General features: G+C 55.4%; 17 protein-coding genes, 1 tRNA gene and 3 pseudogenes. 12 read left to right on the forward strand and 9 right to left on the reverse strand.

The features are described 5' to 3' along the window. Positions 1-25: 25 nt before the first annotated feature. Positions 26-1108: a membrane-bound lytic murein transglycosylase MltC gene (mltC, locus tag KW828_RS20150; RefSeq protein ID WP_218338049.1), complete on the forward strand. Its 1083-nt coding sequence runs from the start codon at positions 26-28 to the stop codon at positions 1106-1108. Positions 1109-1195: 87 nt separating this feature from the next. On the opposite strand, the gene KW828_RS20155 is transcribed toward mltC, so the two are convergent. Continuing rightward, complete coding sequence (locus KW828_RS20155) at positions 1196-3334, reverse strand: ornithine decarboxylase (RefSeq protein ID WP_218338035.1); 2139 nt, start codon at positions 3332-3334, stop codon at positions 1196-1198. Between the two features lie 255 nt (positions 3335-3589). Here KW828_RS20155 and KW828_RS20160 point away from each other — a divergent pair, with 255 nt between their 5' ends. From KW828_RS20160 to KW828_RS20170, 3 genes and pseudogenes are all read left to right on the forward strand, one after another. Beyond that, positions 3590-4309 carry a DUF554 domain-containing protein gene (locus KW828_RS20160; RefSeq protein WP_218338036.1) on the forward strand — a complete coding sequence of 240 codons (720 nt, stop codon included), beginning with the start codon at positions 3590-3592 and terminating at the stop codon, positions 4307-4309. Positions 4310-4413: 104 nt separating this feature from the next. Then, positions 4414-4489: transfer RNA gene (locus KW828_RS20165), tRNA-Phe, on the forward strand. A gap of 592 nt (positions 4490-5081) precedes the next feature. Beyond that, positions 5082-5605 (forward strand): annotated as a pseudogene (locus KW828_RS20170) (transposase). A 130-nt stretch (positions 5606-5735) separates the two neighbouring features. Here the strand turns inward: KW828_RS20170 and KW828_RS20175 are convergent. Next, positions 5736-6440, reverse strand: coding sequence for a Crp/Fnr family transcriptional regulator (locus KW828_RS20175; RefSeq protein ID WP_218338037.1), 705 nt, complete (start codon positions 6438-6440; stop codon positions 5736-5738). 103 nt (positions 6441-6543) lie between these two features. Between KW828_RS20175 and KW828_RS20180 the strand changes: the two genes are divergently transcribed. The 8 genes and pseudogenes from KW828_RS20180 (at position 6544) to KW828_RS22185 (ending at position 13542) form a co-directional block, all read left to right on the forward strand. Next, positions 6544-8661 carry a TonB-dependent receptor gene (locus KW828_RS20180; RefSeq protein WP_218338038.1) on the forward strand — a complete coding sequence of 706 codons (2118 nt, stop codon included), beginning with the start codon at positions 6544-6546 and terminating at the stop codon, positions 8659-8661. After that, complete coding sequence (locus KW828_RS20185; protein ID WP_218338039.1) at positions 8661-9758, forward strand: ABC transporter substrate-binding protein; 1098 nt, start codon at positions 8661-8663, stop codon at positions 9756-9758. The genes KW828_RS20180 and KW828_RS20185 overlap by 1 nt, the downstream gene beginning before the upstream one ends. Further along, entirely contained in the window at positions 9755-10732 is a 978-nt protein-coding gene (locus KW828_RS20190) for an iron ABC transporter permease (protein WP_218338040.1), read from the forward strand. The genes KW828_RS20185 and KW828_RS20190 overlap by 4 nt, the downstream gene beginning before the upstream one ends. Next, positions 10729-11505, forward strand: a complete 777-nt coding sequence (locus KW828_RS20195) for an ABC transporter ATP-binding protein (protein WP_218338041.1) — start codon at positions 10729-10731, stop codon at positions 11503-11505. The genes KW828_RS20190 and KW828_RS20195 overlap by 4 nt, the downstream gene beginning before the upstream one ends. Continuing rightward, positions 11502-12116: a hypothetical protein gene (locus KW828_RS20200; protein WP_218338042.1), complete on the forward strand. Its 615-nt coding sequence runs from the start codon at positions 11502-11504 to the stop codon at positions 12114-12116. Before KW828_RS20195 ends, KW828_RS20200 begins: the two co-directional genes overlap by 4 nt. A gap of 13 nt (positions 12117-12129) precedes the next feature. Then, on the forward strand, positions 12130-12735 hold the full coding sequence (locus KW828_RS20205; RefSeq protein WP_218338043.1) for a hypothetical protein: 606 nt from the start codon (positions 12130-12132) through the stop codon (positions 12733-12735). A 28-nt stretch (positions 12736-12763) separates the two neighbouring features. After that, positions 12764-13272: pseudogene (locus KW828_RS22180) on the forward strand (IS3 family transposase); the annotation flags it as partial. Positions 13273-13278: 6 nt separating this feature from the next. Then, positions 13279-13542 carry a SymE family type I addiction module toxin gene (locus KW828_RS22185; RefSeq protein WP_371316141.1) on the forward strand — a complete coding sequence of 88 codons (264 nt, stop codon included), beginning with the start codon at positions 13279-13281 and terminating at the stop codon, positions 13540-13542. Positions 13543-13585: 43 nt separating this feature from the next. Here KW828_RS22185 and KW828_RS20215 read toward each other — a convergent pair whose 3' ends face one another. The 7 genes and pseudogenes from KW828_RS20215 to KW828_RS20240 all read right to left on the reverse strand — a co-directional run. Next, positions 13586-13942 carry a hypothetical protein gene (locus KW828_RS20215; protein ID WP_218338044.1) on the reverse strand — a complete coding sequence of 119 codons (357 nt, stop codon included), beginning with the start codon at positions 13940-13942 and terminating at the stop codon, positions 13586-13588. Position 13943: 1 nt separating this feature from the next. Continuing rightward, positions 13944-18068 carry an RHS repeat-associated core domain-containing protein gene (locus KW828_RS20220; protein WP_218338045.1) on the reverse strand — a complete coding sequence of 1375 codons (4125 nt, stop codon included), beginning with the start codon at positions 18066-18068 and terminating at the stop codon, positions 13944-13946. Between the two features lie 20 nt (positions 18069-18088). After that, on the reverse strand, positions 18089-18532 hold the full coding sequence (locus tag KW828_RS20225; protein ID WP_218338046.1) for a DcrB-related protein: 444 nt from the start codon (positions 18530-18532) through the stop codon (positions 18089-18091). 21 nt (positions 18533-18553) lie between these two features. Next, a pseudogene (locus tag KW828_RS22000) lies at positions 18554-18724 on the reverse strand (hypothetical protein); the annotation flags it as partial. 12 nt (positions 18725-18736) lie between these two features. Next, on the reverse strand, positions 18737-19225 hold the full coding sequence (locus tag KW828_RS20230) for a hypothetical protein (protein ID WP_218338047.1): 489 nt from the start codon (positions 19223-19225) through the stop codon (positions 18737-18739). A 10-nt stretch (positions 19226-19235) separates the two neighbouring features. Next, positions 19236-19730, reverse strand: a complete 495-nt coding sequence (locus tag KW828_RS20235; RefSeq protein ID WP_218338048.1) for a M35 family metallo-endopeptidase — start codon at positions 19728-19730, stop codon at positions 19236-19238. Between the two features lie 111 nt (positions 19731-19841). Continuing rightward, a partial coding sequence (locus KW828_RS20240) for a type VI secretion system Vgr family protein (protein WP_256350306.1) occupies positions 19842-20497 on the reverse strand: 656 nt, incomplete at its 5' end.

Below are 20497 nucleotides of genomic sequence, written 5' to 3' on the forward strand. Positions count from 1 at the left end.
CAACACAACACGCACCTGCGGAATGATGAAAAAATATTTAGCGTTTGCCCTGATCGCGCCGTTACTCATCTCGTGTTCCAGTTCCAATAATAAGGGCGATAGCTATAACGAAGCCTGGGTAAAGGACACCAACGGTTTTGACATTCTGATGGGCCAGTTCGCCCATAACATCGAAAACATCTGGGGATTTAACGAAGTCCTGATCGCAGGCCCCAAGGACTACGTTAAGTACACCGATCAGTATCAGACCCGCAGCCACATCAACTTTGATGACGGCTCGATCACCATCGAAACCATCGCCGGAACAGATCCTGCGGCTCACCTGCGCAAGGCGATCATCAAAACGCTGCTGATGGGTGACGACCCCGGTTCCATCGATCTTTACTCCGACGTCGATGATATTCCGATCTCCAAACAGCCGTTCCTTTATGGACAGGTGGTGGATAACAACGGCGAGGCTATTCGCTGGCAGTGGCGCGCGGCGCGTTATGCGGATTATCTGCTGCAAACACGTATGAAAAGCCGACAGAACGGGCTGAAAGTGATCTACAGCGTGACCATTAACCTGGTGGCAAACCACCTGGATAAACGTGCGCATAAATACACTGGCATGGTGCGTCAGGCGTCACGCAAATATGGCGTAGATGAATCGCTGATCCTGGCGATTATGCAGACCGAATCCTCCTTTAACCCGTACGCCGTCAGCCGCTCCGATGCGCTGGGACTGATGCAGGTTGTCCAGCACAGTGCCGGGAAAGATGTGTTCCGCGCGCAGGGCCGTTCCGGGATGCCGGACCGCAACTTCCTGTTCGATCCGGCGAGCAACATTGATACCGGCACGGCCTATCTGGCGATGCTGAACAATGTTTATCTTTCGGGGATCACCAACCCGACGTCACGGCGTTATGCGGTGATCACCGCCTATAACGGCGGCGCGGGTAGCGTGCTGCGGGTGTTCTCCAGCGATAAGGTACAGGCGGCGAACATGATTAACCGCATGTCGCCGGGGGATGTGTATGAAGCGCTCACCACGCGACATCCGTCTGCCGAATCGCGCCGCTATCTGTATAAAGTGGACACGGCGCAGAAAAGCTATCGTCGCAATTGAGTGTCCCCTCACCCCGGCCCTCACCCCAGGGAGAGGGAGAATGGCAATCTGCACCATCTGTCCCCTCTCCCTGTGGAGAGGGTTAGGCTACCCTTTCAAGACATAGCCAAACAGACGCTTGATGCCATCGGCGTCTGTTTCGCTATACACGCCCTGGAGTTCCGGCGAAAAGCCCGGCAGCAGGTTAACGCCCTCTTCCAGCGCGAGGAAGTAGCGCTGTACCGCACCGCCCCACACTTCTCCCGGCACCACGCATAAGACGCCCGGCGGATACGGCAGCGCGCCTTCTGCCGCGATGCGCCCTGCGGCTTCGCTGATGCGCACCAGTTCCACATTGCCACGAATAAATTCGCTGTTCGCATCCTGCGGATTCATCGCTACCGGCGGGAAGCTGTCGGCGCGGAACATCGCTTTTTGCAGATCTTTGACGTCAAAGCTGACGTATAAGTCGTGCATCTCCTGGCACAGCTCGCGCAGGGTGTAATCGCGGTAGCGCACCGGGTATTTGTTGAAGATGGTCGGCAGCACGTCGGCCAGCGGCGTATCGTCTTCAATATGCTGCTCGAACTGACCGAGCATCGCCACCAGCTGCGCCATTTTCTCCGCGCTCTCGGCAGGCGTCAGCAGGAAGAGGATCGAGTTCAGATCGCACTTCTCCGGCACAATGCCGTTCTCGCGCAGGTAGTGCGCCAGAATGGTCGCCGGAATACCGAAATCGGTGTAATCACCGGTCTGCGCATCAATGCCTGGCGTGGTGAGCAGCAGTTTGCAGGGATCGACAAAATATTGCTCGCGGGCGTAGCCGTCAAAACCGTGCCAGCTGGCGCCCGGCTCAAAACTGAAAAAGCGGCGCTCGCTGGCAATAGCGTGAGTCGGATGATCCTGCCACGGACGCCCCGCCACTTCTGGCGGCACAAAAGGTTTGATCATCTTGCAGTTGGCGATGATCGCCTTGCGCGCTTCGATACCCAGTTCGACGCACTCCGCCCACAGGCGGCGTCCGCTTTCGCCTTCATGGATCTTGGCATTGACGTCCAGCGCGGCAAACAACGGGTAAAACGGGCTGGTGGAGGCGTGCAGCATAAAGGCGTTATTCAGCCGTTTATGCGGGCAGAAGCGCGCCTGGCCGCGAATATGGTTATCTTTTTTGTGGATCTGCGAGGTCTGGGAGAAGCCCGCCTGCTGCTTGTGCACCGACTGGGTGACGAAGATCCCCGGATCGTTTTCGTTCAGATCGAGCAGCAGCGGCGAACAGTCGGCCATCATCGGAATAAACTGCTCGTAACCCACCCACGCTGAGTCAAAAAGGATGTAATCGCACAGCGATCCGATCTTGTCGATCACCTGACGGGCGTTGTAGATCGTACCGTCGTAAGTGCCGAGCTGGATCACCGCGAGGCGGAACGGGCGCGCGTCGTCGGCTTTCTCCGGCGCGACAGCGCGGATCTGCTCGCGCAGGTAATGCTCATCGAAACAGTGCTCGTCGATGCCTCCGATAAAGCCGAACGGATTACGGGCTGCTTCCAGATAGACCGGCGTCGCGCCCGCCTGGATCAGCGCGCCATGGTGATTGGATTTGTGATTGTTGCGATCGAACAACACCAGGTCGCCGCGCGTCAGCAGCGCATTGGTGACGACTTTGTTCGCCGCCGACGTGCCGTTCAGCACAAAGTAGGTTTTATCCGCGTGGAACACTTTGGCAGCAAATTTCTGCGCGTGTTTGGCGGAGCCTTCGTGGATCAGCAAATCGCCAAGTTTAACGTCGGCGTTGCACATGTCGGCACGAAAGACGTTTTCACCGAAGAAGTCAAAGAACTGACGCCCGGCGGGGTGTTTTTTGAAGAACGCGCCGTGCTGGTGTCCCGGACAGGCGAAAGTACTGTTGTCCATCGCCACGTACTGCGTCAGCGTATCGAAAAACGGCGGCAGCAGATTTTCTTCGTAGCGGCAGGCGGCGGATTCCAGCTCCAGCAGCTCCTGCGCTTTACCGCCGATTACCGCCTCGACGCCATCAGGCGCATCGGCAGGCGTGTCGCTGAACATGAACACCGGCAACTGAAAGTCTGTGCGTTTAAGCAGCGCGAGAATTCCGCTATAACTGTCTGCCACCGTAATGACGACTGCCGCCACATCGGTAAAATCCGTGTTGTCCAGGCTGACCACCTCGCGATGGGTGGAAAGCAGGGAAACCAGCTCGCGGCTGGCAGCAATTTTCATGGTTTTCATAAGCGCCTGCGTTGTCCTCACCCCAGGGTGAGCAGAGAAAAGATCATGGCGGAACGGGAGAATATTCGCATAAGTATGCGATTTGTCTGGCGAACAGAATGCAGCGTCATCCAGGCAGCCCCGTGATTAAGAGAGGAAATTTCGCGCAATAATGTCATTTTTGCCTGGCAGGTGCAACACGCAAAAAATGCCTGGAATGGGAGTTTTTGCGGCATACTATGCAATCATTAAAACAAATTCCTCAGGAGTAACAGCGTGTTAACTGGCCCCTTTATTAATGCCGCTGCCGTGCTGATGGGCGGCACTATTGGCGCGGTGCTCAGCCACCGCTTACCCGAACGCGTGCGCCATTCAATGCCCGCTATTTTCGGCCTGTGCTCGCTGGGTATCGGTATTCTGCTGGTGGTGAAGTGCGTGAACCTGCCGGTGATGGTGCTGGCCACCCTGGTGGGCACGCTGATTGGCGAGATTTGCTACGTTGAGCGCGGGATCAGCGGCGGGGTGAACCGCCTGCGCAAACTGATGCAGCGCGGTAAAAAATCGACAGGCGTGCCGGAAGGCCATGACGCGTTTATTGAAAGTCTGGTGGCCATCATTATTCTGTTCTGCGCCAGCGGCACCGGCATTTTTGGTGCGATGCGCGAAGGCATGACCGGCGATCCGAGTATTTTGATCGCCAAAGCGTTTCTCGATTTCTTTACCGCGGTGATTTTTGCCACCTCCCTCGGCATTGCCGTGGCGGCTATTTCGGTGCCGATGCTGATTATTCAACTCACCCTCGCCACCTGCGCCACCTTTATTCTGCCGCTTACCACACCGGCGATGATGGGCGATTTCACCGCCGTCGGCGGCATTTTGCTGCTGGCAACCGGGCTGCGTATCTGCGGCATTAAGATGTTTGCCGTCGCTAACATGTTGCCCGCATTGATAATCGCCATGCCGCTCTCCGCCGCCTGGACCGCCTTTTTTGCCTGAGCGGCGTGCAATCGCGCCGGATTGCTGATAGATTGTGCAGTCTGCAACGATTTAAATAAATTTCGTTGACGACACGAGGCGGATCAGGTTTAATGCGCCCCGTTGCCCGGATAGCTCAGTCGGTAGAGCAGGGGATTGAAAATCCCCGTGTCCTTGGTTCGATTCCGAGTCCGGGCACCACTATTTAGAAGAACCCGCCTATGGCGGGTTTTTTGCTTTCTGGGGTTCTGGTAGATTTCTGGCCATTCTGACCACAGATGCTGCTGCTTTATCACTTGAGTCCCACCTGAGCATCTCCCTTTAGCGACGCCCTATCCTTCCGGTGACTATACCAACGTCTGCTGGTCTTCACGCTGCCAATAAATACTATTTCCACAAGGTATATCTACTGGTGAATTGATCACTGCAAGGCAGCATCCGGTCTTTGTCCGGTCAGAAGAAAACAAGCAGCATCGCTTCACTTCTGATGTATGCAAAACACTATCGCGCCGGTAAGCTTACTCAAGCCCTCACAATTCCGGAAAGCATTCCCGGCCTTGTTCACGGTCCTCAATAAAATCTGTTATGAGCACTCTTTCAACCAGCTTTCCCCAGCCACTGCTAAGCCTCCAATAAGTGATGTTAGTGACGGCGTTAATATGCCTGCTGAGCAGCTACCGTTCTTGCTGTAAAACCGTGGCCAATATTACTTGACTGTAAGTATCCCGCATAATCGTGCCATTCACATTTAGAGATCCCCCGGCATAATCAATCTGCCAATAAGGAGATCGCTATGCGTAAAGCCCGTTTTACTGAGCATCAGATCATTGCCGTAATTAAATCGGTTGAAGCCGGACGAACCGTTAAAGATGTCTGCCGGGAGGCCGGTATTTCTGAAGCCACCTACTACAACTGGAAGTCCAGATACGGCAGCATGGAGGCTTCTGATATTAAAAAGATCAAGGATCTTGCGGATGAGAACAGGCGTCTCAAACAGATGTTTGCCGACCTGGGCCTTGAGAACCGGGCGCTGAAAGAAGTTATCAAAAAAGCTTTAAAACCAGCCTGTAAGCGTGAGCTGGTCACTCATCTGATAACGACGTTCGGACTCTGTATCCGTCAGGCCTGCCGGAATCTTAACCTGAGCAGAACGCTTTTATTGAGCGTTTTAACCGGACATACCGTACAGGAATACTCGATTTTTATCTGTTCAGAACGCTGAATGAAGTGCGGGAAATCACGGAGAAATGGTTATCAGAATATAACGGTGAACGCCCGCATGAATCACTGAACAATATGAAACCGGAGGAATACTGACAGCACCATTATTTGGCCGGGATCTCAGAAAATGCATGGAACTAAAACGGGTCTATTTTCAGGAAGATTTTTCTCCCTATTTTAAGACATCCACAGTATGAAGCCAGAACAGCGGGAATCAACGCGCCCACTACGTTTTTTCACTGACCTTTATGAGGAAATCCGTATCGTGAAGGTACAGGTTATTTCCCATTCCTTGAATTACCCCTAGCTTTTTCCACTGAGCCAGCAAACGGTTAAGGGTCTCAGTACGAATACCCAACTGATGTGCCAGCAGACGTTGAGTGACTGGCAGGGTGATATGACGCCCCTGTATTTCGCTGATTTTAAGCAAGTAGCGCGCAACCCGCTGTTCCAGCGTGCATAGGCTAAATGACTCAATATTGTCCATTGCCTGTTGCAGCATCTCTCCGGCGCTGGACAACAGGCGGATGCCGATATCAGGTTGAGTCAGGCAAAACTGGTGCAGTATCTTGCGCGGCCAGCGGCACACCAGGGATGGCATACTGGCCCAGGCGTGTACGGGATAACGACCCTCCGGCATAAACATCACCAGCGTAGCCAGCAACTGTCCACGCAGCCTGTGTTGATAAACCAGCTCTTCACCGTTACGGCCATACCGGAAAGTATTCACCTGGCCGTTTAGCACCAGATACCAGAAATCAGCCTCCTCCCCTTGATGAAAGAGCACCTGTTTGTTCTCCAAAAGGATAAAAACGCCTTCCTGCATGAGTCGCTCATACAGTTCGGAGCGGATGCCTCCCAGCATCCGCGTTGACTTTAATAGCCGAACAGCGTCCGCAAATATTACGTTCCCCGCGTTGATAATTGTCATAGCTCAATTTTTCCCTTTGCGCCTACCATTAAATAAGAATGATTATCATTATCTAAATCAAAATATCCAGAAATACTATTACAAAAAGGGAGTTGACCATCTAATGAAAGTACCGAATTCATCGCGCCTGTGTCTGGGAGCCGCGCTTTTTCTAAATAACGCCGTGGCTGGCGAAACGCTGGCAGCCGAGCCCGATAAAGAGGAACAGCTTATCGTTCAGGCGACGCGGTCGAGCACCTCGGCAGAAAACTCGCCGCGTACAGTGACCATCATTTCTTCCCAACAGATCGCCGAACGGCCAGGCTATGCCGGTATCCAGAGTCTGTTATCAGAAATACCGGGCATTCAGTTCGTGCGCTCCGGCGGCCTCGGCGGGCAAATCATGATGCGCGGATTTAACAGCAACGAAGGGCGCATGGTGTTGGCGATTGATGGCGACCGTTACGAGGGCCGCAATACGCTGCAGTTTAATATGCTGGATCCCAGCGCCATTGAACGTATCGAAGTTATCCGGGGTCCGGCTTCGGCATTGTATGGTTCCGACGCGATGACCGGCGTAATTAACATCGTTACCCGACGCGCTAAAATCGACGCCGACCAACCCTTCTCCCTGACCCCAACGCTGCGCGCCGCGCAGTGGAACAGCGTCAATAATCTTTACGGCGGGCGCGCTGAACTCCTCGGCGGCGGCAACGGTTTTGACGTGATGATCGGCTCCAGCTACCAGCACGCAGACGACTACGACACGCCGGAGGGTAAGGCCCACAACAGCGATTCACAAAGCAAAGCGGTGGACTTCAATATTGGCTACCGTCCGGGTGAGCTATCCCGCTGGGAGCTGTCCGGGCGATTCGTGGACGTGGACACCGGGCGCGCAGGCGGGCTGGGTGCCGCGCCCGGATACCCGAACCGGCTGGTCAGCGAAAGCCCGATTATCGAACGCTACCTGCGGCTGGGCTATGAAGATAAGCAGGCCGGCTGGCTGGCCGACCAGTGGGAAAGCACGCTGTATCGCCGGGATTTCCGTACCGATATCTACCAGATGAACCGTAACCCGAGAACGCAGACCAGCACCGTGCAGCAAATTCAAGTGTCCAGTCCGGTGGTCTGGGGCGGGCATCTTACCGCGCAAAAGCAACTGGCCGCTCACGCCGTCAGCTACGGCGGCGACTTCTGGTACAGCGACACCAAGGGACGAAAAACGCACACCAAAGCCTACAATGCCGCTGGAAATAAGGTCTCGCAAACGTCCTGGGTTCCGATGGAGCGAGACACCAGTACGACTAACGTGGGGCTGTTCGCCAACGACAACTGGGCGATGAGCAACAGCGTTAATCTGAACTCAGCCCTGCGCGGCGATGCGGTGCTGGTGGACATTGGCGACCCCACTCGTATGGAGCAACAGATCCAGAAAGATGCCTTCGGCGGCAACACCAGCCAGAAACACTATGCCCTGACAGGAAGTCTGGGGGCCGTATGGAAAATGACACCGGAGTGGCATCTGGTCGGCAACTTAAGCCGCGGCTTTCATGCCCCTTCGGCACAGTCGATGGTGCTGACCAGCGTGGCGGGCACGGTGAATACCCTGCCTAACCCGGAGCTTAAGCCGGAAACCAACATTACCGCCGAAGTGGGTATGCGCTGGTACGGTAAACAGAACACGATATCGCTGACTGGCTGGCAAAGCGAATATGACGATCTGATTACCCTGGTGCCCATCAATAACGGTGCACTGCGCCAGCGGCAGAACATTGCCAGCGCCACCCTGCGCGGCCTGGAACTGGAGGGGCAAGCCCGGTTCAATGACACCTGGAGCAGCCGCTATAGCCTCGCCACGCTATGGGGCGCGAACGACACCGCCAACCAGCCGCTGCCGGCCATTTCTCCGCTGACGGCGTCAGTATCGCTGCGCTATGACCACAGCGACTGGTATAGCGAAGCTGTCGTGACCGCAGTACAGGGACGTAAGCGCATCGCCAAACAGGAGGAACGTGAAACGGCGGGTTTCGCCAACGTCAACTTTTATGCCGGAGCGTATCTTGACGCCTGGTTCGGGGACAAATTCACCGGCTGGACGCTGATGGGAGGGGTGGAAAACCTGCTCGACGCCACCCAGACACTGCCCACCGCGACAGAAAATATCCGGTTGCCGCAAACCTATACTAATCCGTTAATCGAACCCGGTCGGGCCTTCGTGCTTAAACTCACGGTGGATTACTAATGAAAAAATTATATTTAACGCTGCTGCTGGCCAGTTCCGGATCGCTACAGGCGACGACGATTAACACCACGCAGTCCGTCATCCTGGTGACAGATCAGAACCAGCAGCAGGTTGCTATTACGCAACCGCCCCAGCGCGTTATGACGTTCTCTATTCCGCTGGCGTCCACCATCATGGCGATTGACGGTAGCGCAGAACGGCTGGTCGGTATGAACCGCTCAAGCGTCAGTGACATTACGGAAGGATTGCTCGGTGAGATTTACCCGGCAGCGAAAAATATTGCGGCGGATATTGCCGGTGACGGCTTTGCGCCCAACGTAGAGGCCGTTGCCGCCGCCCGGCCGGATGTCGTGTTCCAGTGGGGCGATCGGGGAGAGTCGATAATTACTCCTCTCAAACGGCTGGGATTGCCGGTCGTCACGATAAATTACGGCGACACCCGCCTTGCCCGACATTGGTTTACGCTGGTGGGCGAGGTTCTGGGAAAACCCGAGCGCGGAAATCAACTGGCGCAGTGGTTTGATGACGAAATCACGCAGGTGGAAAAACGCGCCGCTGTCGTGGCGCAGGAGGCGCGCCCCAGAGTCGTTTACCTGTACCGGGCGCGATCCGGGTTACAGGTCGCCGGGAAAGGCACCAGCATGGACAGCGACATTCGCCGCACCGGCGGCAACAATATGGCGCAGTCCTTGCCTGGCTTTACCACCATCAACGTAGAACAGCTTCTGCAATGGGATCCGCAGGTCATTCTGCTCAATAACTTCGAGGCGGGACTCATCCCGGCGGATCTCCTTAACGATCCCCGGTTGGCGGAGATTAACGCCATCAAGAATCAACGGGTTTACACCTATCCCCGCGGCGGTTTTCGCTGGGAGCCGCCCAGTCAGGAATCGCCGCTAACGCACCATTGGTTGTTCACCCTGTTCCACCCCCATCTGGCGCAGGGAGACTTTCGCGTGCGGGTGAAAGAGGCCTATCAATTTATCTATCGCTACGACCTGAGCGAAGAGCAGATCGACCGCATTCTGAAGCTGTCGGCAAACGGCGGCAGCCTGAACTACTGTACGCACTTCTGCCGTAAACAGGTTCGACCATGAGGCCCGCCTGGGCAAGCCTATTCCTGCTGGCGCTGCTGTTTCTGGTTGGTCTGGGGGCGTTGACCGTCGGTCGTTTCAGCGTGCCCACAGGGGAAGCGCTACGGGCGCTACTGGGTGAGGCGCCAGTCATGCAACAGCGGCTTATCGTGGATATTCGTTTGCCCAGAGTGCTGCTGGCGCTGATTGTCGGCGCTGGTCTTGCTGGCGCCGGGGCGGCGCTGCAGTTTCTGTTTCGCAATCCGCTGGCGGAGCCGAATTTGCTGGGTGTATCGTCAGGAGCGGCCTTTGGCGGCATCCTGATGATGATCTTTGTCGGTGACGGATGGGCGTTGATCCTGGGGGCGCTGGCGGGGGGGCTACTGGCGCTGGCGGCGGTGGTCTGGCTGGCGGGCGGCGCGGTGAACCGGGGCATGAACGACACCCTGCTCCTGATCCTCTCGGGCATCGTGATGAGCGCGCTCTTCTCGGCCTGCGTATCGTTAATGAAGCTGCTGGCCGATCCGCAAAACCAACTGCCGTCTATCGTGTTCTGGCTGATGGGCAGCCTCGCCAGCGCAGATAGCTCGCGGGTGCTGATCGCCCTGCCGACAATCGGCGGCGGCCTGTTGCTGCTCTGGACGCTGCGCTATCAGTTGATGGTTATCACGGTGCAGGGGGCGCACACGCCGCGACTGATGCAGGCGCAGCGCCTGGCGCTGCTGGCTATCGGCGTCATCGCCGCAGGCAGCGTAGCGGTATGCGGCGTAGTCGGTTGGGTTGGGTTGGTCGTACCGCATCTGGTACGGATGGCGCTGGGCCAGAACCATCGCCATTTCCTGCTGCATACCGTTCTGGCAGGAGCCAGCTACCTGGTTGTCGTGGATACGCTGGCCAGAACGCTCAGCGCCGTAGAGATCCCGCTCGGTGTGCTGACGGCGCTACTGGGCGCGCCGATGTTCGCCGGGCTCATTCGCCGCATCAGGAGATCGCTATGAGTCAGCCTGCCACCGTAATGCTGTCGACACATGAAGTCACCTGGTGCTATTCGCCGCGCCAGTCGCCGGTATTGAACAACCTCTCTTTTTCTCTGCAGCAGGGGACGTTGTGCATGGTGCTTGGCGCCAACGGCGCCGGAAAATCCACTCTCTTGAAGTTACTGGCGGGAAAGCTGCCCTGCCAGCAGGGGGAAATCTTCCGTAACGGCGATATCGCCTTTGTTCCTCAGCGTATTACCGTTCCCCCGGCTGTCTCGGTAGAAGAAACAGTCCTGGTGGGCCGGTCGGCGCGTATCGGCCTGTTGCGAGCGCCCAATCGGCAGGATTACCAGGTCTGCGAACAGGCGCTGGCCCAGGTCGGGCTACGTCACATGGCTTCCCGGGAGTTCTCTTCCTTGTCAGGCGGCGAACAGCAACTGGCGCTGATGGCGCAGGCTCTGGCATCGGAAGCCCGGATTATTTTACTGGATGAAGTCACCGCCGCGATGGACTGGCGCAATCAGGCGCTTATCCTGCGGCTAATGCAAGACCTCACCCTACGGGGCTACACCATTCTGTTTATTACCCATTCTCCGCAGCACGCGCTGGACTTCGCCAACCGCTGTCTATTGATGTTTCCCGGCGGCGCCTGGACGTTTGGCCCACCGCCGGAGGTTATTACCGACGAAACGTTAGGCCAGCTTTATCAACTACCGGTACGCCGCGCCGTGCTGGACGGCCAATGGGTGGTCATTCCACAATTTACACAAGTACAAGGAGTGTCAATGCTATGAGTCAACTACTGCATTTACGCTGTATTTCCCATGAACAGCCGGATTTTTCCCGGTTATTGCAGGAACACGGGGCTGAATCTCTCTCGGTCAGAGGGCTGACCCGGGAACAACTGCAACGCCGTACGGCGATAGTGATTGAAGCGCACATCGACCAGCGGGCTCTCATGGCCTGGCGCCAGGAGCTGGAGGATCACCTGGTGGCGGGAGGGCTCATCGTGTTTAACGGCCATCTGACCTATCCGCTGTTTAACGGCCTCGAACCCTTTCGCGTTGCAGCAGGCCGGGGGCGTGACGATCTGGTGCTGGAGAAAGTGCATGAACACCCGGTCTTTGTCGGCGTGGACTGCGAACACCTCTCTTTTCGTCGCGGCGTCGCCGGGTTTTACGCGCGCGGCGGCAACCCACCGCCTCAGGGAGCCACCGTTATCCATCAACTGAAAAAAGACGGCACGCCAGTTGACTGGATCTGGAGACGTCCAAAGGGCGGCGTCATCCTGATGCACAGCGGCAACAATATGTGGCTGTACCAGAACGATGCCACCAGTGCATCTCGCATCGTGCCACAGCTATTAACATGGATGCTGGACTATAGCGCCAGCGCTCAACGGTAATCGGGAGAAAACTATGCGCATTGCTTTTGTTGACGGCGGCACCTACTACCATCACGCCACTTATCACGATCCGGCTTTCACCCCTTTTTTCTGCCGCAACCTCTATGTCTGCGAACTGGCCAATGAAAACCTTGATGACGTAGACTGCCTGTACCTCGCCAGCCGCCAGAACCCAGCGGATTTGATTGCCGCCAAAGCCACGCTGGATGCCTTCCTGGCGCGTGGCGGGATGCTGGTAGCAATGGGCGAGAGCGGCTTACACCAATGGCTGGACGGCATAACGTGGCGCAACGGCGTCTGTAACTTCTGGTGGTGGCTGGAAGAAAACCCCCATTCCGGGTTGAGCCTGACCGCACCGGAGCATGGTCTGTTCCGCTATCTGTCGCTACAGGACTGCACCTGGCACCATCACGGCGGGTTGACGCTGCCGCCAGAGGGGAGGTCTCTGATTGAATCAGAGGAAGACGGCTGCATTCTGTTTGACGCGCCGCTGGGCGGTGGGAGAGTGCTGGCGACGACGTTAGACCCGTGCTATCACCACGGCAGTTACTTTATGCCGAACTCAACGAAGTTTATTGCAGGATTACTGCGCTGGCTGAAAGAGGGCGCACCCGGTTAAGGATAAACAATGACCACGTTCAATAACCCGCCGACTCCATAAGAAGTTGAAGTGGGTTACTGACGAACGGAACATATTAAAAAAGCCACGGCACACTTCCCAAAGCTGTCCGACTGAGGTACGCCTTTATCCGTGACTACTCCTGTTGTTGGCCTGTTCGTCTGCTCTTTCGGGTGCTGAATGTTCATCCGTGTGGGTTTTAAACCTGACTTCAGCAGCCGTATTCACCACGGCATCAGGCTGACAGGACAAGTCAAACAGTTCTGGCTGTAGTCCGGTTGCGTTTATGGCTATCGCAAGATCCTTCTCGACCTGCGAAATAGCGAGCAACAGTGCGGGATTAACCGGGTCTGGCGGTGGCGGCTGATGAAGCGTGAACGGATAAAGAAAAAGATCTACGGAACACGGGAACAAGCACGCAGCGATATTTTTGATTACATCGAAATGTTTTATCACAGTAAGGGTCGGCATAGTTCGAGTGATCAGATGCCACCGACGGAATATGAAAATCAATATTATCAACGGCTCAGAAGTGTCCAGATTATCCGTGGCGATTCAGTCCCCACCCGCTACTCGCAAAGCCCCAGTCTGCACCTTAAGGGTAACTGGCTGGCAGAGTCGGGATTTGACACCGGGCGCGGTGTGACGGTGAAAATATCGCAGGGGTGCATTGTGCTGATGGCGGAGAATAACGAGATGCAGGAACTGCGTAAGCACCTGAGGGATATTAAACAGGCTAATCAAGAGATGAAGAACGCCGCGAAAGCGGCGCTCCAGGGAATGGGCATTTACTGGGTAAGCGGATAAAAATAGCCGGGAGGAACGAGGGATTTTACCCGGCTTTTTATAGCTATTCGTATATTAACTCACACTTACCAATCACATCAAAGACATGATCATAAGTACTTAATACGATTCTTTTTCTATCATTTTTATATACACCTTCAACCTCATCAAAACTTGATTCCGTATATTTCTCGTATGGATAATCATCAAATTTATATATAGACAAGCTTTCTATTTCATCGAATGAAAAATGAATACTAACATCAGGAGCATTCATGACCACAGGCCTACAAGCAGACAGTGACAATGATGCGCTAATAGTCAACTTAAATGGATGAAAATTTAAATCCGTGTTTGATAAAATCAAAGCATTGCGTCCAAAAATAACACCATACCTTGTCTTTATTTCTTTCATTTTCATATTAAGAACAGCCTCTTACCCCTATTGACTTACCACCATTTGGAGTTGTAAATCTTCGGTCAAGTTTAATTTCAGCCAATTCAGCAGGGGTTGCCCACCTAGATGGAATCTTAGGTATCCCAGCCTCTTTAGCAGCATAAAGTCGCCTATTACCTAAAGTAAATACCGAGTGTTTATGTGCACCTTGAGATAATAACCGCTCCTGAACATTTGCAGGTAGATCACGCATTCTGACTTTGCGAATAGGCTCAACCTGATTTATATATGATGGATCGTTTATTAATCTATGTTTGAGATCATTAATACTACGACCATCATCAAAAATTGGATTAATATCATTCTGAGAATATAAAATCGTTTTAGGACTGACCGGTGATAACCCCAAAGGATCAACCCAAGTTAATGGATTAGGCGCATACTGGTAAAGATTCAGCCCCCCCGCCAGCCCTATCGGGTCCTGACTGATAAACCGTCCGCACTCCGGCGCGTAATACCGGTACAGATTATAGTGCAGCCCCGTCTCTTCATCAAAATACTGCCCCGCCATCCGCAGCGGCTGCGCCACATACGCCGTGCTGCCGCTGATATCACCCCGCCTCTCACCAAACGCACCGTGATATCCCGCCCACACCAGACTCCCGTCCTCCTTCGTCACCTCCTGCACCGTGCCCGCCGGGTCCGTGTGGTAGTACCACACTCGCCGTGAGCTTTTTTGACCCGTCACCCCCGCCACCACCGTGTACGGCTGCTCCGGGTCGTACAGATACGTCCGCCACTCCCCCTGCCACGGCTTCTCCTGCACCAGCCGGTATCCCTCCCAGATAAACTCCGTCCGGCTGCGTACCTTCCGCCCCGTGTGCCGTTCACAGGTCGCCTTGCTGATGCGCCTGCCCAGCGCGTCATACCGGTAATCCGTTTCCGTGTTGCTGCTGATAACCCGGGTCAGCTGACCCTGCGCGTTCCACACATACTGCTGCTCCCGCCGCGTCTCCAGTTCACCCCATTCGTTATACCCGTAGCGGTCATCACCGTACCCCGACAGCCGGTTGTTCATCACCGGCCCCTGATGCGCATTATCCAGCAGGTTTCCGGCCCTGTCGTAATCATAACGGTCGTGGTCGTACATCTGCCCCGTACGCCCCCTCAGCCACCCGCTTCTGTCGTAGCTGAACACCAGACTGCCCCGCAGCCTGTCACGGATGTTGTCCAGTTCGCCGTTGCCGTTCCAGTGATACGCCCGGGCTGTCACGCTGTCACCGCCTTCCGATGCCGGCGTGCCGCGCTGTGCCGCGCGCGGCAGACTCCGCTGCCAGCTTAACTGGCCGTCCGCCGTGTACCCGCTGTACGTCGCCAGCGCGCCCTGCGTGCGCATCACCTGACGGTGCAGGCTGTCGCGCTCATACTCGCTGACCGTGATGCCGTTCAGCGCCGTCTGTAACAGATGACCGCTCCCGTAGTACAGATGGCTGATATGCTGACCGTCCGGCAGCCGGATATCCACCGGGTTGCCCAGCGCGTCGCGCTCATACCGGATACTCCCCCTCCCCGCATGCTCCGCCAGCAGCCTCCCGCTCCGGTCGTGCTCAAAACGCACAACGCTGGCCTGCATACGGTGCTCCCGTTCGCCCGCCTCCGTCGGCGTCAGCGTCACCTCCGTTAACTGGTCCAGCCGGTTATAGCGGAAGGTCCGCGTACTGTGCCCGTTCTCCGTGCTCACCAGTCGACCCAGCGAATCGCGACGCTGCGTTTCCCGCCGCTCACCGCCCTGTGTCCCCGTGGTCAGGATACCGCTCAGGTGTCCGTGCGCGTCCAGACTGAAATCCCGGCTCAGCCCGTCCGGGCACACCTCCCGCACCAGACGCCCCTGTGCATCATACGTGAAACGGTACGCCGCCCCGTTGCCGTTTATCAGCGCCGTCAGTTGCCCCTCCGGCGTGTACTGCCACCGCGTCTCCCGATTCTCCTCATCCGTGTGCACCGCCACCTGACCCCGTGCCGTGTACCGCCAGCGCTGCGTGCTCCCCGTGACGCGCCGGTGACTGCTCAGCAACCCCAGCGTGTTCCAGGTGTAGCTGTCCTGCTGCTGCCCCGGATGGCTCACCGTCTCCGGCAGCCCCCGCCGGCTCCAGCGGATACGCACCGTTTTCCCTTCCGCATCCGTCACCTGCGTCAGGTTCCCGTCTTCGTCATAGTCATACGCCGTGACGCGCCCTGAGCAGTCAGTGTGGCGGGTCAGTTGCCCGCGTTCGTCATGCTCAAGCCGGACATGCCCGCCTGACGCATCCGTCCTCCCCGCCAGCAGGCCCGCGCCGGTATAGTGATATTGCGTCACCCGGCCTTCCGGGTCAGTCTCCTCCTCCACCTGGCCGTGGGCGTTGTAGCGCGCTTTCCACACCGACTCATCATCCAGCGCCGTGCGGATGATTTCATCAAAGCGGCCGTTCCACTGCGTCTGTGTGACCCTGCCTGCCGCATCCGTCGCCTTCACCACCCGCCCCAGCGGATCATATTCCCACGCCAGGCGGCGCCCGCCCGGCAGTTCTGCCGACACCAGGAAGTGGTGTTCATTGTAGGTGAAACGGTACCGCTCCCCGCACGCCGTCCGGTGCGCCGTGACGTAAGTCTCTTCGTCATACCACCAGTGCCGCTCACCGCCCTGTCTGTCCGTGACCTGCGTATGCCCGGCAGCAAAATCATACCGGAAGCGGTAATGCTCCCCGTCGCTGGTGCTGTGCGCCGTCACGCGCGGCACGCCGCTGATATTCTCCCAGCGATAGCAGCAGGCAAACCCCGCCGCGTTGCGGTGCTCCGTCATCAGACCGTTTTCATAGCTGAATTCCCGCACCGTCACCCCGCCACGGTCCACCACCGCGGTGAGCTGCCCGTGACCGTCATAGCGGTATTCCACCAGGTTGACACGGCTGCCCCCCGCCACCCGTTCAATGCGGGACAGCCGCTCGCCTGCCGGGGTCAGAATACGGTGCAGCAGCAGATGATGACCACTGCTGTCCAGCACCCGCACCAGCCGGCCGTCCTCACGTCCGAAAGCAATACGCTGCCGGTACGGCGTCTCCATAAACAGCAGCCAGGCCGTGCCGCTGTCGTCAAAATCACCAAACACGTAATAATGGCGGTCCCCGTCGTGCAGCACATAACGTCCGTCATGCAGACAGCTCAGCCAGAACTGCTCTTCCGGGTCAAATATCTCATGCCCCGGCGTTAGCATCGTTTTCGGGTAACTCAGCGCCCGCCCCTGCACGCCGGTGAGTGTGAGGCTCTCCCCGTCATCCCGCAGGCTCATCTCCCAGTTCAGGTGCCAGCCCCGGCCAAGTAATCCTTCGGTCTCAAGATGGCTGGCGTAAAAGCGCGAGCACACCACCGGCAGACGTCCGGGCAGTGTGAAATCCGTCTCCGGCAGCAGGATTTTTTGTCCCGTCGTCACATCCACCGGGTTGCCGGTCAGCCCGCTGATAATGGCCTGCGACGCCGCCATCCCCGCCAGTTGCCCGCTAATGAATTTCGTCGCGCATTTTGTGCCAAACTTCGTCCCCAGTTTCGTGGCCTGGCGCCACGCCCCCGCCAGCCCGCCCACCAGACCGGCAACCACGAACAGCACATCCACCGTGGTGCGCAGCCAGTCCGGGATTTCCGGGCTGATTTCCAGCACCGTCTGCGTGCCGCCGCCCCAGAAAACATTGGGTGAACCCGCCTCTATCACCGCGTCGCATTCCGTGTGGTCGTCCTTACGGGCCGCAGGCTGGCTGTTGATATAAATATTTTCCGACCCCTGGGCGATGCGGATTTCCGGCGTGTGGTCTTCACACAGTACGGTACTGAGAACGGCGCGGGCTGCCTTACGGCTGTTGACGCTGACATTGTCCGAACCGGTAAGAATTTTCCCGGCCGTGCTGTGTATTGACTTCCCGATGGCTTCTCCCGCCGCCAGCACCCCGGACGCAATCTGGTCAGCCAGAAAACCCAGCACCAGCCCGGCCAGAAACCCGCAGGTGAAGAAGGCAAAAGCAGCAACCGCAATAATGGCAATACCGATAATCGCGCCAAAAATAAATCCCGCCAGCGCGCTGGTGTGGCAGATGGGGTCATCCACCCGTGCGGCTTCATACATGGTCACACCTCCGTGTGGGGTCAGTTTTTATCCGGCTGAAAGCCTGCCAGCCAGTCATTCCACATCTGGTCTGTTTTTTCGTCAAAAGGGCGCGGGCAGGTCAGGGTGAAGACCAGTACCTGCCCCGGGGCGGGAATAAATCCGGCCTGCCGCTGATATGCCACCGTTTTACCGGCTTTATGGGTGGTGACGATTTGCTCGCCGGAAAGGGCATCACTGCCCCCTCCCGCCTGCACAGGCGTACGGGACTGCACCTGATGCTGGCTGAGATTTTTTTTCATCAGCACAATCTGGCGGTCGATATAAGCGATTAAGTCTTCGCCGGGTTTGAGCGTGTCGCGGGAAATATTCAGGCTGGGGAAGGCACGCTCATTGCCCTCAGGGACAAAAATATTGACGGTGCGGTCGGTCAGCGTTTTTGGCAGGGTAAAGCTACCTTCCTGGATACGGTAGTGTCGGGTCATTAAAATTCCTTTTTATTCAGATCATTCGGAAGTTGGGAGCGGTGCAATATCATCAGCGGTTAAGGCCTTACCGCCCTCCGGATTCATATCAATACCGTAACCAATAATTTGCATCGCATCACTGGTATGCAGTAGCCGTTGTTTGCCACAGAACTCAATGGAGCCGTCCTTGTGCAGCACCAGCGCAGCATTATCAGGCTATTATTATTTCAGAGCATTTTTTTCAGCATATAAAATTTCTTTATGGTTTTTCAAAAAAAATTCCTCATACTTTGGGTTATTTAACTCAAGGTTAACGACATTTGATTTAAATTCATATATTTCAACATCACCATGTTCTTTTTTTAAAATTTCAGGATTTATTGCCACCCATGGCTTTAAATAAAACGCACACTGCTGCACGCCAGAGGGTATACGATAATCTTGCACAATATTAATTCGCCCCCCCGTTTTTTTATGGCCTGGTTGTATTGTGTAATATTCCGCATCAGTGTTATATCTGTAACCAGAAAATTTAACCTCCTTTCCATTGCAAACTACATGCAATTGATCAGATATAAACGCAACCCCCTCTGGTAAATATCTGGAATCAATATAAACCGGTTTTTTTCCAATATTTTCAACAATAACCATAGCGTAAATTTTATCGCCCATAGCTTCAACATTCAATTCAACATTAACATAAGCACTCATATGCTCTCACTTAAAATGATTCAAGATAGCGTTCAAAATTATAGGCTCTATACAAAGCTGCGGGATCACCTTGTCGGGCAACCTTTATACTCCCATCGCGTAGCCCATCGTCAACCGTGCCCAACACGTCATTAAAGTGTGACATTTCGTGGCACAAAACCGCAGCTCTGGAATTAACGCCAGAATCCAGTGAATCCGTCAAAAACTTATTACTAATAGTAATATAATGTTCAGTATCCACCGAGGAAACAAAAGCATGAACATTTTGATCTGAAAAATAAAACTTCTCATACGTCATATTTTCATTCAGTTCTAATTCTTTATCTATCGCATCATAGATTTTTTGTTTTGAAACATCATCTGTAACACCAAATGCCTTTTTAAAATGAGCCCGATCCAGATCATTCCAGCGCGTCAAGGCATCTTTCGCTGATTCCAGTTTCCTCTTCTGAGCATTCAGGGCATCCTGCATTTCATCCCTACCTGGACGCTTTTCCTCTGGCATTTCATAAACTACATTTCCTCGGTTATCCCGTATGGGGTCTCCAAATCGATTAAGGAGCACTTTTCCATTGCCGGGTCCAGATTTTGACCAGTCACCGCTCCCTCCGCCCTTCTATTTATTTCCTGGAGGCGGTGCAATATCATCAGCAGTTAAGGCCTTACCGCCATCCGGATTCATATCAATACCGTTACCAATAATTTGCATCGCATCACTGGTATGCAGTAGCAGTTGTTTGCCACAGAACTCAATGGAGCCATCCTTGTGCAGAACCAGCGCAGCATTACCACAGCGGATCGTGAACTGGTCACCCACATCAATACGGTAAGTGGTGCCAATATTGATGGTTTGCGCCAGTTTCACCGTCAGACCGTCATTTTTCGTTACGGTAGTGATCCTGTCTTCGCCAATACTGTTGGTTTCGTTTTTGACGATGGTTTTTGTACGATCAACATTCACCGTGTGGGTTTCATTGTTTTTCACCACGGTGTTCAGGTCTTTTTCCGCATGAAACCACACCTCTTCCCCACCCGTCTTGTCATCAAAGCGCAGGGCGTTGCCATTGGTTGGCCCGCCGTACAGCGAGTGGCTGAAGATCCCGCTCTGCGACGCCGTACCCGGCAACCCCCACGGCGGCATCGTGTCCTGGTTGTAAACACGGCCCACTATGATCGGCATGTCCGGGTCGCCGTTCTTGAAGTCCACCAGCACTTCCTGACCAATACGCGGGATCTGAATGGTCCCAAATCCTTTACCCGCCCACGGCTGGC

Source organism: Enterobacter sp. ENT03 (assembly GCF_019218745.1).
Taxonomy (GTDB): Bacteria; Pseudomonadota; Gammaproteobacteria; order Enterobacterales; family Enterobacteriaceae; genus Enterobacter_D.